Consider the following 15,049-nt stretch of genomic DNA (forward strand, 5'->3'; position numbering starts at 1 on the left):
TCAATTCATCTTTACTATTCAATTTCAAAAAGACAAAAGCCATTGAGGAGCTTGATTCTTGTTATTTAATCGTAATTACCTGTTCGGTAAAAATTATTATCGCCATTTTAACATTTAAACAATAAATTTTATAACCACAAAGTTTATCGACAATCTCTCCCTCCCCTTCGGGGAGGGCCGGGGTGGGGATTCCTACCTAATAAACCCTACTCCTGCTGTTGTATTTGTTGCTGCATCGATTAAGATAAAAGCACCATTTGATTTATTATCATTGTAAGCATCAAAATAAATTGCTTTGCTTAACTTGATGTTTACTTCACCTATTTCATTAATTGCTAATTGAGACGCTTCTGTTGTTCCTGAAAAATCAGTTGCAATCACATTTTTCACGCTATCAATTTTAGCCAAAACTCTGTTGGTGTTGTGTTGTACAAAATATTTTGCGCCTGGAACTAGTTTTTTACTGTCCATCCAACAAACTGTAGTATTGATATCTTTTTCTACTTTTGGCAATTCCGATGATTTTACAATCATATCTCCTCTGGTCACATTAATATCATTTTCTAATTCGATAGTAATCGAAGAACCTACTGAAGCTTCATCAAATTGCTTATCGAAAAAATGGATGTTGGATACTTTCGATTCTGTTAAAGAAGGCAATACTGTTACGGCATCTCCTACCTTAATATTGTTTCCGTATAATTTACCAGCATATCCTCTAAAATCGTGGTACTCTTCTGTTTTTGGTCGGATAACTGTTTGTACTGGAAAACGTGCTTTTCCTTTTTCATAAACATCTGCTGGCTCTAAAGCTTCCAAATGTTCAAGAATCGTTTGCCCTTCGTACCATGGCATTCCACCTAAAGATTCTACTACATTATCACCAGTCAAAGCACTCAATGGAATGTAACTCACGTTTTGTTCTTTGAAAGTGCTTTTGGCGTTTAACGCTTCAAAGTCGGCTTTAATTTTATTATACACTTCTTCAGAATAATCAACTAAATCCATTTTGTTAACCGCAACAATTACCTCTTTTACACGCAATAAATTATTGATAAAAAAGTGACGGTACGTTTGCTCAATTACACCTTTACGAGCGTCAATCAAAATGATAGAAACTTGTGAAGTCGAAGCTCCAGTAACCATGTTACGTGTGTATTCAACATGTCCCGGAGTATCTGCAATGATGTAACTTTTCTTAGCTGTAGAAAAATAAATATGCGCCACATCAATAGTGATTCCTTGTTCTCTCTCTGCAACTAAACCATCTGTAGCTAAAGAGAAATCTAAATAATCATACCCTTTTTGCTTGCTGCTTTTTTCAATTGCTTCTAATTTATCTGTAGTCAAAGATTGCGTATCGTATAATAATCTTCCGATTAAGGTACTTTTTCCATCATCTACACTTCCTGCTGTTGCTATTTTTAAAACTTCCATATGAATTCTTATATTTTTTCCTCCCCCCAACCCCCTCCGAAGGAGTGGGAATCGAAATGGTAATTTATTATCTTATCTTTTTTTATCCTCCTAAGAGAATCAATCCTTAACCTGAATTATATTTTAACCTTATGAATGAAACTAAACCTAATTATATCTCTATTAAAATAATCAACTCCATTTGCTCTTTCTTGAAAACTATTTAAATATCCCAACTCTAATGCAATTGCTGGACTAACTCCTACTTGAACGGCGGCATAAACTCGATTTTGATCGAATGTGTTTTTGATAATTTTGTTTCCGCCATTAATCATTATTTCATCATACAAAATCCCTTTTAGATATTGCTTTTCCTTCTTCCAGAAAGTGTAATCTCCTTGAAGTCGATATCTAAATCTCAAGTAAAATGCCGTTCCATCTACTAATCCTGTAGTCGTTGACTTGTGAATGTAACGCTCTTCAATCATATAACGGTGTGTAAGATTGACTTTACCTAAGACTTGTTTTACTGTTGCGTCTTGCTGCATTCGGTATTCTGGAATATGAAATCCATTTTTAACTTCCGGATCTTGTGTTGCCACCGAGAAATAAGCAAAACCGGCTCCCAACTCTACCTTATCCGTTACTTTATCTCGTACCTGAACCCGACTTACAAAAGTATTTTGAGTTACTGGATTTGTAAAAATCCTATTATCAACCTCAGTATGAACAGACCATTTACTATTTAATTCCAGCTGATTGTAATATCGCGTCCAGAGTAAACTTTGTTTGTCAACGTTTTTCTCTGTTTGCGCTTTTACTCCAATACTAAAAAGAAATACACCTAAAACTATTTTCAGGAACTTCATCCTAAAAGTATCCTTGTTGTTTTCTTTTCTCCATCGCTGCCTCTGAGCGTTTATCATCAATTCTGGCACCTCTTTCAGATATAGTTGACAATCTAATTTCGCCTACCACTTCAGATATTGTTGCTGCGTAGGAATCAACTGCGGCAGTACAACTCATGTCTCCAACGGTTCTAAAACGAACTATTCGTTCTTGAATTTCTTCGTTTTCTTCTTGGTAAACAAAAGGTGAGTGTGACCAAATCATTCCGTCTCTCAAGAATACTTTACGTTTATGAGAAAAATAAATGGAAGGAATCTCGATTTGTTCTTGTTCGATATAACTCCATACATCTAATTCAGTCCAATTTGAAATAGGAAAAACACGTACGTTTTGACCGTTTTCGATTTTACCGTTTAATAAATCAAACAACTCTGGACGTTGATTTTTCTCATCCCATTGACCAAAGTCATCACGAACAGAAAAAATACGTTCTTTTGCTCTCGCTTTTTCTTCATCACGGCGCGCACCACCAATACAAGCATCAAACTTAAATTCGTCGATTGCATCTAATAAAGTAGTTGTTTGCAAACTGTTTCTACTCGAATATTTCCCAGTTTCTTCTACTACTTTTCCTTCGTCAATGGCATCTTGCACATTACGAACGATCAATTCTAAACCTAATTCTTTAACTAATCGGTCTCTGAATTCGATTGTTTCAGGAAAATTATGCCCTGTATCAACATGCAATAATGGAAACGGAATTTTAGCTGGAAAGAATGCTTTTTGCGCTAAGCGAACTAAAGTTATTGAATCTTTTCCTCCAGAAAAAAGCAATACTGGCTTATCAAATTGAGAGATCACCTCTCTGAAAATGTATATTGCTTCGCTTTCTAATGCGTTTGTTTTTAATATCGTACTCATATCTTTTGTTTTATCCTCCCCCCAACCCCCTCCGAAGGAGGGGGAGAGCAAACGGAGTTATATTCGTTTATAAATCTTAATTAGAACCTCTATCTACTTATTTTTGAACTTTATTTCCCGTGCAAACCACATTCTTTGTGACTCGATTCCCACCACCATCTTCCGGCTCTTATATCTTCACCTTCGGCAATTGCTCTAGTACAAGGCGCACATCCGATGCTTACAAATCCTTTTTTGTGTAAGGCATTTTGTGGTACGTTGTTTTGTTCTAAATAATCTTCTACTTCTTTCAATGACCATTTTAACAATGGGTTGAATTTGATTATTTCAAACTTGGCGTCGTATTCAAAAAGATGCAAGTCATTTCGATTTTCTGATTGCTCTGCTCTTAATCCTGTAATCCAAACTGAATTCCCTTTTAAAGCTTTGGTAAGTGGCGCTACTTTTCGAATAAAACAACACTCTTTTCTATTTTCAACCGACTCATAAAAACTATTCGGTCCTTTTGCATTCAATAGGTTTTGAACATCAGCAGCTTCAGGAAAATATACTTCAATGTGTTTTTTATACTTTTTTAATGTTTTATGAAAAACATCATACGTTTCTTGAAATAAACGTCCTGTATCTAAGGTGAAAATATTGATTAAAGCGTTGCTATTGGCAATTAAAGCCGTAATCACCTGATCTTCTTGTCCAAAAGAAGTTGAAAAAACCACTTTGTCTTTATATTCATCTGCTAAAAAAGTAAAAGCCTCTTCTATTGAAAAGTCTTTTGTTTTTTCTATTAATGTTTGTACAATCGTTGTGCTCATTTTATTTTAATTTATACAAAATCTATTACCCTATCGGTTTAGTAGATTATGAGGCAAAAGTAACACTTATTTCCACACTACAAAACAAAATTTTGATTTTTTATTCCAAAACATACAATACGTTACTGACTCAAAAAAAGCACATTAGACCTTTATCCGTTACTAATTATTGAATTAATCATTAATCGCAATTACTTTACTATTATTCCTAAATAACGTAATGCTATTCTAATAAATCTTTAATTTTTCAAATATATTCCAATTAGCCTACTTCCCCTATAGGATAATTATAAAATAGTTATTAATTTTGGCGAAAAATTAATTGTATGGATTTTCAAATAGGATTAGTCATTGCAGGTTTAACTGTTGGTTTTATCGTAGGGTTAACAGGTGTAGGAGGCGGTTCTTTGATGACGCCCATTTTATTATGGTTCGGGATTCCTCCATCAACGGCTGTTGGAACTGACTTATTGTATGCAGCATTTACCAAAATGGGTGGTATATATGTGCATCACAAGAAAAAGAATATTAACTGGACTATCACAGCTTGGCTTTCATTAGGTAGTGTTCCAGCTGCGCTAGTAACATTGTGGATTTTACATAGTATAAAAACAGATATTACCGCATTAAACGCAGTCATTAAATACAGTTTGGGCTGGGCATTACTGATGACTTCAATAGCTGTTTTATTCAAAAAGAAGCTTTTAAACTTCTCTCAAAAACATGCTGGCGATAAGTTTCATAGCGAGAGTAAAACACAAAACTTATTGACTGTTGCCATAGGGGTTTTATTAGGTGCTACTGTAACCTTAACATCAATTGGAGCCGGAGCATTAGGAACCGTTACATTATTTTTCTTGTATCCAATATTAGCAACACCAAAACTTGTTGGAACCGAGATTGCTCATGCTGTTCCATTAACTTTAGTTGCCGGTTTAGGACATGCAACCATGGGGAATTTAGACTTAGGATTATTAGGTCAATTATTAATAGGATCGCTTCCCGGAATTTTTATAGGAAGTATGCTAAGTGGTAAAGTACCCGATTTATTACTTAGAAATGCTATTGCAGGAATGTTATTCTTTGTAGGCTACAAACTTGTTTTTTTAGCTTAAAAATAATTAATTGACACAAAAAGACCCTTTCATTGTTTATCCAATGAAAGGGTCTTTTCTATATTACCTAAAAATTAAAAAGCTATATCTGCAAGCGAATTATTCTCTAGTATTTTTAATGTATTGTCTCTTACTTCGGTCATTAACTTGCGTACTGCACAAGCAACCTCATCTTTACAGTCATCACATTTTTCATAAAAGTTATGACTGGCACAAGGCAATAAGGCAATCGGTCCTTCAAGGATTCGGTACACTTTGGCCATATTGATGTCCTTTGGGTCTTTAATCAAATAATAACCGCCACCTTTGCCTTTTTTAGCACCCAAAAAACCAGAATGACGCAAAAGCAATAAAATACTTTCCAGAAATTTAACCGAAATATTTTCACTTTTTGCAATATCAGCAATAGCAACGGGTGTTTGATCTTCTTGGCGAGCCAAAAAAGTCAAAGCTTTGATACCGTATTTAGTTTTCTTTGAAAGCATTGGTAAAATTTATGATTGTTGAATGCGAATTAACGATTTATAGATTTGCTTCATGACGAATTTATAGCTTTTTTTCGTTATCGTCTAAAAATGTTTTAGCATTTAAACCCGTTATGATTTTTTTGCCTGTTTTAGCTTCTAATTCTTTCCTCGCATTTCCTGCAATTGCACCGCCTTGTTTGGCAATGATTTTACTTTCATTAAAATTTTTTGGATCCACCGCTTCTGATATTTCTTTCGTACTAGCTTCAGCCAACATATTCAAAATTAATTCGGTGTTGGTCATATTATCTCGCAAGTTTTCTTTTTTCAACCCTTTCAGTGTTTTGTATTCTTTGGTCGTTTGACCTGACCAGGTTTTGGTAATTATATCGGTCAAACTCGCAAACTGATGCCCTTCTTTTAGACCTAATCTCTTCCATTCATCAGTTAATTCTTTGCGAATTTCAATACTTTTTAACCGCTGATTAATCCAACTTTCGCTATAGCCAAGATTCAAATATTGTTCTAATGCTCTATCAATGGTGAGTTCAGGATCTTGCATTTCATCTAATCGTTCATTAGCAATTTGAGCCAACCACAATTTGAACGGCTCCGCTTTGGGCGAAGGAATAGATTGTATTAAACGGAAGAGCTGTTCAGTGTCAACAACATCAGTCATTCGCATTTTGCCATCAGCTGCTTGCATTTTCAACCCGTGACAATTCGTCACGGTTTCATTTCCCTCAGCTTTAAGCCGTTGCTTTAGCTTACGCCAATATCCATTCGCATCAATACTTTCGGTTAAAACAGCAATCACATCTACAATTGAAAAATACCACTTTTCTTCTTTATCACTCCATGAAGTTCGTACTTGTTTAGCTTCAAATAATTTTATATCATCCATAAATAAACTGTCTTTTTTAAACTAATTTTTAAGGCTAATATAAATGTACTAAATTCTATTACCGAAATACACAACAGCTGTTTAATCTTACTAACAAGCATCGAAAACAATCTTAAATTTTAAATCTCTCATTTTAAGATTTCATCACAGATGTCTTTTACTAAATTAGCTTCTACATACATTTCATGCTTCATATCTTTGTAAATTTCAAACGACACATCCTGCTTTTTTAACCAATCCAGACTGGGTTTATTTACATCATTTTCACCAAATAGTAATCTAATTCGACAATTTGGCGTTTCTATTTCATTTCGCAATCTAGTTGAAGATACTGCAACCAAGTCACTAACTTTTAATCCTTTTAAAGCTGCTTTCCAAGCAATAGTCCCACCAACACTAAAGGCAAGAATTTTAATTTCTCCTTTTTCTTTATTTAATAAATTTTCTACTGCAATTTCGATTCCACCATTCACAAACTGATTGTGGAGATTTTGTTCCGTAAAAATAGATTTATCAATCCCTCCCAATTCACAACAATCGTAATATTGAATATCAAACTTATCTTTTATTATTTCAACATAACCCAAAATCCAGTTCGATTTTTCTTTTCCCCACACGTCTGACAGGATGATTAGTTTTGGTTTCATTTTTTAAAGAAAGCTTAATAATTAAATAAAAAAAGCTTCTCAAAATTTCTTTTAAAAAGCTTTAAATTAAATAATACTTTAAATTTTAATTAAAACGCATACCAAAAGTTAAAGATAATTTTGATATTGCATCTTCATTCGTATCACTTTGAAAAGAACCTGATGTACCAACAAATATCTTTTCATTAATGCTATAGTTGTAGCATAATTGTGCTATCCCTCCTAAAGAAAGAGATCTTTGGGGTTCGTTATTAACAATTATAACAATTGGTACATTATAACCATTGTAAGGTGGATAATCTGTTTCATAACTATCCGTAGAATTGGATTGATATCTAATCAATACGCCTAGTTTTACACCTAAATCATGTTTGTTTGTTTTTACAAAACTATATCCTATCTTTCCAAGCACTTCAAGCCCTGCAATCGTAATGTACAATGATCTTTCATCTATTGAATTATTAGATATGGAGGAATTATCATGAAAAGTAGCTCCCAATCCTACAGAATAGGAAAAGTGTTTTTTAAAATATTTATTGTACTCGCTATAAACAACAAAACCTCCCAAATCACCTGACCCATTAAAGGAGGTTCCAATATCAAATTGAAATGATTTATTATATGTGCTTATTTTCTTTTGAGAAACACCTTTATAACTTACAATTAAAAAAACAAAAAAGAATAAATATTTCATAAAATTAAATTATATTATTTATTGATGTTTTCTTTTGATATTTATATGAGTAAGATTATAAACTTGATCCATGGGCTCAGTAAACTGAATCATTGATAACCCTAAATCATCATCTTTTTCTTTACTTGGAATAGTTACATCAAAAGGTATTCCCCCAGGTCCAGATGCTGGAACTTTAAAAGTAACAGAAGACGATTTACCTCCATCCATTTCCATCCATTTTTCAGTTGTCCAATTACCAATAGCAGGCAGGTTCCAATTACCAACAAAATAACCATAATCATACCATTTTTTATTTCTAAAATGACTTCTTTTACGTTTATCAAATTCTTTTTCTTTAATTACAACACCTTTTGAATCTAAAATAACAATTCTAAATTCTAATTTTCCTAGAACCCATGGCTCAACAGCACCCAAATCTGTTACTTGAATTATCCCCCCGTATTCTGGTTGTCCATCAAATCTTGATTGCGGTGTACTTGTGAAAACTTGAGAAGATATTATCTCATCTCCTACTGAAGACATTATTACTCCTTCTTCTTCTTGTCCAATTACCCAAACATCATTTTCCCATGAAAAATCTTCAGTAATATTGTCATAAAAAATTAATTCACCATCAAAAGTTAAGACATAACCAGGACTTGAGTTGGTACCTATATCATAATCATCTTGATTTACAAGTACCATTTCTTCAGCTAATCTTGCTGTTGCAGAAGACTTTTGATTTAATCTACTTTCTTCAATAGTTTCTGCCCTAGGATAAAAAAGCAATGGCTCAATACCACCGTTTAAAAATTTTATTTTAGTAGCCAATGCTGCTAATTCCAAAATAGACTCACTAAAACTAGGATTGTCCTTATATTCTGTAATAATTTTAGATAAATAAACATTATACTCACCATGTTCCTGTTTTAAACATTCATTCAAAACAAACTGTTTAAATTGTTTATTTTTGGACATAACCAAAATTGGAACAATCGCTTTTTGTTTTAATTCAAAGATTTCTTTTGTATTGTCATTTGTTAATTGAGAACTCAAAACATCCCGAGATGAATTATCTTCACAACCAAACAATCCTAATGTAACCACAAATAAAATAATAAGTTTTTTCATTTTCTTGATTTAAAATTAATAATTTTTTTCTGATATATCATAACAAAATTGAAAAGAAAAAAAACTCTTTAACAAATTATTAATAAAATATTAACAAAAAATAAAATATCATACAATACTCATTATCACATTTTAAAAATTTTAATCCAACGCCTGCTCTAAATCGGCAATGACATCTTTCACGGTTTCTAGTCCTACAGAAACACGTACCAATCCATCAGTAATACTTACCGCTAATCTTTCATCAACTGATAATTTACTATGCGTTGTAGAGGCAGGATGTGTCACAATGGTTCTCGTGTCACCTAAATTTGGCGAAAGCGAACACAGTTTTATCTTATCTAAAAAATTTCGTCCTGCTTCTAGTCCACCTTTTATTTCGAAAGCGACAATATTACCACCCGCTTTCATCTGCTTTTGAGCAATTTCATATTGTGGATGTGATTTTAAGAACGGATATTTTACACGATTCACATTTGGATGCTGTTCTAAAAACTCAGCCACTTTCATTGCATTTTCGCAATGTCTATCTAAACGAATCGCTAACGTCTCTAAACTCTTTGATAAAACCCACGCATTAAATGGAGATAATGAAGGCCCCGTTAATCTACTAAACAAATAAATTTTATGAATCAATTCGGGTTCACCGACAGTTACACCACCTAAAACTCTTCCTTGACCATCCATTAACTTTGTAGCCGAATGAACCACTAAATGCGCTCCCCATTTTATAGGTTGCTGCAAATAAGGCGTTGCAAAACAGTTATCGATTACTAAAATCAAATTGTGCTTCTTGGCAATTTTCCCTAGCAATTCCAAATCAATAATATCAACTGCAGGATTTGTAGGTGATTCAGCAAAAAGAATCTTTGTATCAGGCGTGATGAAACTTTCAATAGTTTCTGGCTCGTTTATATCAAAATACGATGTTTGAATATTCCACTTTGGAAAATAATTGATAAACAACGAATGTGTCGCTCCGAAAACACTACTGGAAGAGACAATATGATCACCTGATTTCAATAATGCAGCCAAGGTTGAATACACTGCGGCCATTCCTGAAGCAAAGGCAAAACCAGCAGTTGCCCCTTCCATCTTGCACACTTTTTCCACAAACTCGTTCGTGTTCGGGTTACTGTAACGGCTATAAATGTTTCTGTCTTTCTCTTCGGCAAATGAGGCACGCATATCTTCGGCATCTTCAAATACAAAACTAGAAGTTAAGTATAATGGAACGGAGTGCTCTAAATATTGGGTGCGTTCTAATTGGGTACGGATGGCTTCGGTTTCAAAACCAAATTTTTCTTCGTTCATGCTATTGGTTGTTAAAAGTGTACCACAGAGATTCACGAAGGAAACTCAGAGGCACACAAAAAAATAGTGAATTTTATTTAATTATAAAAGTGGATAAACTAGACTTTTGCTAATTCGACCCCATTTAAAACTACTTTATAATGTATTGTTGCTGTTGGCTCTAATGTTTTAGAAACCGAGCAATATTTGTCAAAAGATAATTGGGCTGCTTTTGCCGCTTTGTCTTCTTTAATATCTCCTTCTAAGTAAAAAACCAAGTGGATATCTTTAAACGGTTTTGCTTCTCCTACTTGCACGCGCTCACCTTCTACCTCAGCTTTGAATGAAGTGATCACTTGGCGTTGTTTTTTTAGAATCGAAATCATATCAATAGCGCTACATCCAGCAACTCCCATTAAAACTAATTCCATTGGACTTGGTCCTTGATCATCACCTCCAAATTCTGGACGGCTGTCTACGTTTACTATATGTCCTCTTTCGTTTTTTAATTCGAAATGGAAATTGTCGTTTACTCTATTTAATGTAATTTTCATTGTTACGTTTTTTATTTGAACGCGGATAAAACGGATTCTAAACGCGGATTTTTATTTTTTTTAATCTGAAATCCAAAATCGTTATTCTACAATCTTAAATCATTAGCCTCTATCAGACAACCTCAAAATATCTCCAAATACTCCTCTTGCAGTTACAGCAGAACCTGCTCCTGCGCCTTGAATTACAATTGGTCTATCTCCATAAGATTCGGTATATATTTCGAAGAAAGAATCAGAACCTTTCAATCCACCTAAAGCAGTATCCGAAGGTACGGAAACTAATTTTACTTCCAAAATTCCTTTGTCATGCTGCAAATCTCCAGACAACTCCCCTATGTATCTCAAAACGTGATTCGGTTTTTGTTCGCTTTTTATTTTATCGTAAATAGGATCAAACTCTTCCAATTTAGTTAAGAAATCAGCGGCACTTCCTTCACGTAAGTGTTCCGGAATTAAATTCTGAATAGCAACCTCATCAAATTCGTTTTGTAAATCCAATTCTCTTGCTAAGATCAATAATTTTCTTCCCACGTCATTCCCGCATAAATCTTCTCTTGGGTCTGGCTCTGTGAATCCACTATCAATTGCTTCTTTTAATATTTCGCTAAACGGAACATCTTTGGCAGAGAAATGATTGAACAAATAACTCAGAGTTCCTGAGAATACCCCTTTAATTTTTGTAATGTTTTCACCCGAAAGATGTAGTAATTTAATAGTATCAATCAATGGTAATCCTGCTCCTACATTAGTTTCGTACAAATAATTCTTTTGATTTTTTTCTAAAACACCTCTTAGTTCTTTATAAAAACCATAACTCAATGTATTAGCCACTTTATTTGATGAAATTAAATCAAAGCTACTGTCTACTAGCGGAATATAATTTTCTACAAAAGTTGCCGATGCTGTATTATCAATAGCGATCAAATTCTCTAAATGATGTTCAGTTGCATACCCGATAATATCATTTAAAGTGTAACCAATTCCATCAGTATCCAGCTCTTTTTTCCAGTTTGCGTTAATTCCGTTTTTATTAAGTAATACTTTTTTAGAATTGGCAATAGCAAAAACATTGAGTTTAATATCTTTTCGTTTTTCGATAGCTGCAGCTGACTCTAAGATTTGATTTATCAAAGTCCCTCCCACTAATCCATGTCCGAAAATAGCAATATTTATTTTCTTGGCTACGCCAAAAATCTCTCCATGAATAACATTCAACGCTTTGTTTAGTTCTGATTTTTTAACCACCAAACTAACGTTCTTACCCGTTACTGTATTGTTGAAAAGAATAGGGACAATTTTGTTTTTTATCAATGCCGTGTAAGGCTTATGAAACGTGCTCAAATCCTGACCTATTATTGAAATCACAGAAACATTGTCTACCACTGTAATCTTATTGACATCCTTAGAATAGAAATCATTTTCGAATTCCTTTTCTAATTCGATCATTGCTTTTGTTGCTTTATCAGCAGCAACCACTAGTCCAATTCCTCTTTCTGAAGAACCTTGCGAAATAATACTTACACTTATATCGTTATCCCCCATCACTCTAAAAATTCGAGCATCAACTCCCGTTTTTCCAAGTAATCCTCTTCCTTCTAAGTTCACCAAAGAAACATTTTCTAAAACAGATAATGTTTTAATTCCGCTCGCATTAGAATTTGACGTAATTAAAGTTCCATTATTTTCGTGATTGAACGTATTCAGAATTCGAAGTGGAATATTTTTTTCTAATAACGGAATGATGGTTTTGGCGTGCAAAATATTCGCTCCAAAATTAGCAATTTCATTTGCTTCATTATAGGACAAAGATTCAATCTTTTTAGCATCTAAAACTAATTCAGGATTGGCAGTGTAAATTCCGTCAACATGAGTGAAGTTTTGCAATTCTTCGGCATTGATATAATTAGCAACCAATGATGCCGTATAATTACTTCCGTTTCTACCTAAAGTAGTGGTTTCATATTTAACATTCGAACCAATAAAACCAGTAATCACCAAAACAACATCTTTGTTTTCTTTAAAAATTTGGATGAAATTCTTTTTAGAAACGGCGTCTAAAGGTTGTGCATCGCCAAAATTAGAATCGGTAATAATTAACTCTCTGGTGTCTGCTAGTTTAGCAGGAATACCTCTTTCATTCAATAAAAATACCAATAATTTAGCTGCAAGTACTTCGCCATGTGCTAAAACTTGATCCTGAATCTTCACGCTAAAATCGCCAATCAAGCTAACACCTTCAAAAAGCTTATCTAATTTTTCAAATTCAGTCGAAAAATCAACTTTATCAAAACCATCTTTTTGGTAGGTTTTAAAACTTTCTAAAAGCGGTTTGTAATTTCCATTTTTAACTGCAATAGTAAGAATATCGTCCAGCTCATCCGTTGCCTTTCCTCTTGCTGAAACAACAACAGCAATTTTCTCTTGTTGCTTTATCTTACCTTCAATAATATCCAAAACGGTGTCGATACCTTTGCCGTTTGCTAAAGATTTACCGCCAAATTTAACTATTTTCATCTGCTTTTTATTTTTGAAAACAACTTCTAATAAATTGTCTAATTGTTCATATTCCATCAAAAAGGCATCGTGCCCATGTTGTGAGTCAATCTCACTATAGAATACATTATTTTTAAATTTTTTAATCTCGTTATAGGTTTCTCTATTCTCCTTTGCTGTAAAAAACAAATCCGAATTGATTCCTACAATGTATATATTGGCGTCCACTTTAGATATAATTGATTCTAATGTCTCGTGATTCCGAGTGATATCAATCGTTTTTAAAAGTTGGTTCATCATCTTATATGCCGAAAGCTGAAACCTTTTTTCTAATTTTTCGCCATGGTAATTCAACCAACTTTCCACTTGAAAAGTTTCTAGTTGTATATTGATGTCTCTATTAAATTTTTCTTTGAAAGATTCTGGCGTGCGGTAGCATAACATAGCGTGAATACGCGCATCTTCGATAGGTTTTTTAGAATTATTTAGAATTTGCTCTTGCAAATAGCAATTAGCAATCAACCAGTCAGTCGCTTTCCAATCTGTAGCAATAGGAATAAAGTTTTGAGCTAATTTTGGCTCTAAGGCCAAAATTTCCCAAGCAATTCCACCACCCACAGAACCTCCGATGAGAGCGAATAAATTACCAATCTTTAAAACGCGAAGTCCTTCGATGAAAATTCTAGCAATATCTCTTGCGATAAAATCTCTGTAATTTTCGATAGTAGCCGAATTGAAACCATTACCTGGCACGTCAAATGAGACAATGGTATATTTTCTAGTGTCAATGGTTTTATCTACTCCCACGATATCATTCCACCAGCCAGATTCACCAATTACTTGTGAATTTCCAGTCAAGGCATGATTAATTAAAATAATGGGGGCTGTATGCAATGGAGCGCCAAAAACCTGAAAACTTAAGTTTAGCGCAGCATAAAAAGCACCATTATACGTGGTGAAATTTTGTATGGTAATATGTGTTGGTTTATTTTCCAATTTCAAATCTTTTATTGATTTTGATTTGTATTTGGAAATATTAGAAAGAAAAAACTAGGCAAATACTAGAGAAATTCTTGTTGTTATCTTTCCACTTTTAGGAGTGGTAGAATGCAGCACCTTCTTCGATTTCTCGAAGGGTTGCTAAGGCTTCATCGGGTCTAATCCCTCGTCCTTTCTTTATAACATTTCAATACGTGTGTGAACTTATTACTGCAAATTAACTACATATTTTTATAACAACCAAACTTTAACCATTCTGATTATTAGCAAAAAATATATTTAACAAAAAAACGCAAGACCTCGCTGAATCAAACAATTCAGAAATTCCTCACGTGTAAAAAGCTATGTTGAATAACTTTCAATTAAATAAAAAGTGTGTCATTTTCTTTTGAATACATCAAAAGTTGTAATGAGTTGACTACATTTTTAGCATTTTTCCCTTTTGATATATTTATACCCAATCTTGGATTAATTAGTTCATCAATTGTAATTACATTGTTGCTGTTTTTTTTACCTCTTAAGTTTCTAAGAAGTTCCAATGCCCTTGAAAATCTGTTTGGTGCGCTCATGATATATATATTTAAGTTGTTTGTTTTCTATTATTATATTCTTATTGTTATTTTCTATTATAAAAAAAATCCTTTTGGAAAAATTACCAAAAGGATTTAAGCTATAAAAACTTGTACTTTTGGAATCAACAGAACTTTGCGCAAAACATTGCGACAAGGATCTGAATCTTATTATTTAAAAATATCTTCATTTAATTTATTTA

At 33.3% G+C, this 15,049-nt stretch carries 14 protein-coding genes and 1 riboswitch; of the genes, 1 reads left to right on the forward strand and 13 read right to left on the reverse strand.

What is annotated here, in order from left to right; translation table 11 throughout:
- Nucleotides 1–192 precede the first annotated feature (192 nt).
- From BLV35_RS09625 to BLV35_RS09640, 4 genes are all read right to left on the reverse strand, one after another.
- Nucleotides 193–1,437, reverse strand: a complete 1,245-nt coding sequence (locus BLV35_RS09625; protein ID WP_091088741.1) for a sulfate adenylyltransferase subunit 1 — start codon at nucleotides 1,435–1,437, stop codon at nucleotides 193–195.
- 116 nt (nucleotides 1,438–1,553) lie between these two features.
- Entirely contained in the window at nucleotides 1,554–2,342 is a 789-nt protein-coding gene (locus BLV35_RS09630) for a DUF2490 domain-containing protein (RefSeq protein WP_245712045.1), read from the reverse strand.
- On the reverse strand, nucleotides 2,287–3,186 hold the full coding sequence (gene cysD / locus BLV35_RS09635) for a sulfate adenylyltransferase subunit CysD (RefSeq protein WP_091089274.1): 900 nt from the start codon (nucleotides 3,184–3,186) through the stop codon (nucleotides 2,287–2,289). Before cysD ends, BLV35_RS09630 begins: the two co-directional genes overlap by 56 nt.
- A gap of 110 nt (nucleotides 3,187–3,296) precedes the next feature.
- Nucleotides 3,297–3,998 carry a phosphoadenylyl-sulfate reductase gene (locus BLV35_RS09640; RefSeq protein ID WP_091088748.1) on the reverse strand — a complete coding sequence of 234 codons (702 nt, stop codon included), beginning with the start codon at nucleotides 3,996–3,998 and terminating at the stop codon, nucleotides 3,297–3,299.
- A 326-nt stretch (nucleotides 3,999–4,324) separates the two neighbouring features.
- Here BLV35_RS09640 and BLV35_RS09645 point away from each other — a divergent pair, with 326 nt between their 5' ends.
- The gene (locus BLV35_RS09645; protein WP_091088751.1) at nucleotides 4,325–5,113 is read left to right on the forward strand and encodes a sulfite exporter TauE/SafE family protein; all 789 of its coding nucleotides are present in this window, start codon (nucleotides 4,325–4,327) and stop codon (nucleotides 5,111–5,113) included.
- 74 nt (nucleotides 5,114–5,187) lie between these two features.
- On the opposite strand, the gene BLV35_RS09650 is transcribed toward BLV35_RS09645, so the two are convergent.
- The 9 genes from BLV35_RS09650 to BLV35_RS09690 all read right to left on the reverse strand — a co-directional run bounded on the left by BLV35_RS09650 (nucleotide 5,188) and on the right by BLV35_RS09690 (nucleotide 14,846).
- Complete coding sequence (locus tag BLV35_RS09650; protein WP_091088753.1) at nucleotides 5,188–5,598, reverse strand: RrF2 family transcriptional regulator; 411 nt, start codon at nucleotides 5,596–5,598, stop codon at nucleotides 5,188–5,190.
- Nucleotides 5,599–5,659: 61 nt separating this feature from the next.
- On the reverse strand, nucleotides 5,660–6,484 hold the full coding sequence (locus BLV35_RS09655) for a BRO-N domain-containing protein (protein WP_091088757.1): 825 nt from the start codon (nucleotides 6,482–6,484) through the stop codon (nucleotides 5,660–5,662).
- A gap of 128 nt (nucleotides 6,485–6,612) precedes the next feature.
- Complete coding sequence (locus tag BLV35_RS09660) at nucleotides 6,613–7,131, reverse strand: dienelactone hydrolase family protein (RefSeq protein WP_091088761.1); 519 nt, start codon at nucleotides 7,129–7,131, stop codon at nucleotides 6,613–6,615.
- An 85-nt stretch (nucleotides 7,132–7,216) separates the two neighbouring features.
- A complete protein-coding gene (locus BLV35_RS09665; protein WP_091088765.1) occupies nucleotides 7,217–7,825 on the reverse strand; it encodes a DUF481 domain-containing protein in 609 nt (202 codons plus the stop codon).
- Nucleotides 7,826–7,843: 18 nt separating this feature from the next.
- The gene (locus tag BLV35_RS09670) at nucleotides 7,844–8,938 is read right to left on the reverse strand and encodes a hypothetical protein (protein WP_091088768.1); all 1,095 of its coding nucleotides are present in this window, start codon (nucleotides 8,936–8,938) and stop codon (nucleotides 7,844–7,846) included.
- 141 nt (nucleotides 8,939–9,079) lie between these two features.
- On the reverse strand, nucleotides 9,080–10,252 hold the full coding sequence (locus tag BLV35_RS09675; RefSeq protein WP_091088772.1) for a trans-sulfuration enzyme family protein: 1,173 nt from the start codon (nucleotides 10,250–10,252) through the stop codon (nucleotides 9,080–9,082).
- A gap of 98 nt (nucleotides 10,253–10,350) precedes the next feature.
- Entirely contained in the window at nucleotides 10,351–10,785 is a 435-nt protein-coding gene (locus BLV35_RS09680) for an OsmC family protein (RefSeq protein WP_091088775.1), read from the reverse strand.
- A 102-nt stretch (nucleotides 10,786–10,887) separates the two neighbouring features.
- Nucleotides 10,888–14,274 (reverse strand): bifunctional aspartate kinase/homoserine dehydrogenase I, encoded by a 3,387-nt coding sequence (gene thrA, locus BLV35_RS09685; protein ID WP_091088779.1) that lies wholly within the window; start codon nucleotides 14,272–14,274, stop codon nucleotides 10,888–10,890.
- An 80-nt stretch (nucleotides 14,275–14,354) separates the two neighbouring features.
- Nucleotides 14,355–14,463, reverse strand: a riboswitch (SAM riboswitch).
- Nucleotides 14,464–14,639: 176 nt separating this feature from the next.
- Nucleotides 14,640–14,846, reverse strand: coding sequence for a hypothetical protein (locus BLV35_RS09690; RefSeq protein ID WP_091088782.1), 207 nt, complete (start codon nucleotides 14,844–14,846; stop codon nucleotides 14,640–14,642).
- Nucleotides 14,847–15,049: the final 203 nt, after the last annotated feature.

Source organism: Flavobacterium gillisiae, assembly GCF_900107635.1.
GTDB classification, from domain to species: Bacteria; Bacteroidota; Bacteroidia; order Flavobacteriales; family Flavobacteriaceae; genus Flavobacterium; species Flavobacterium gillisiae.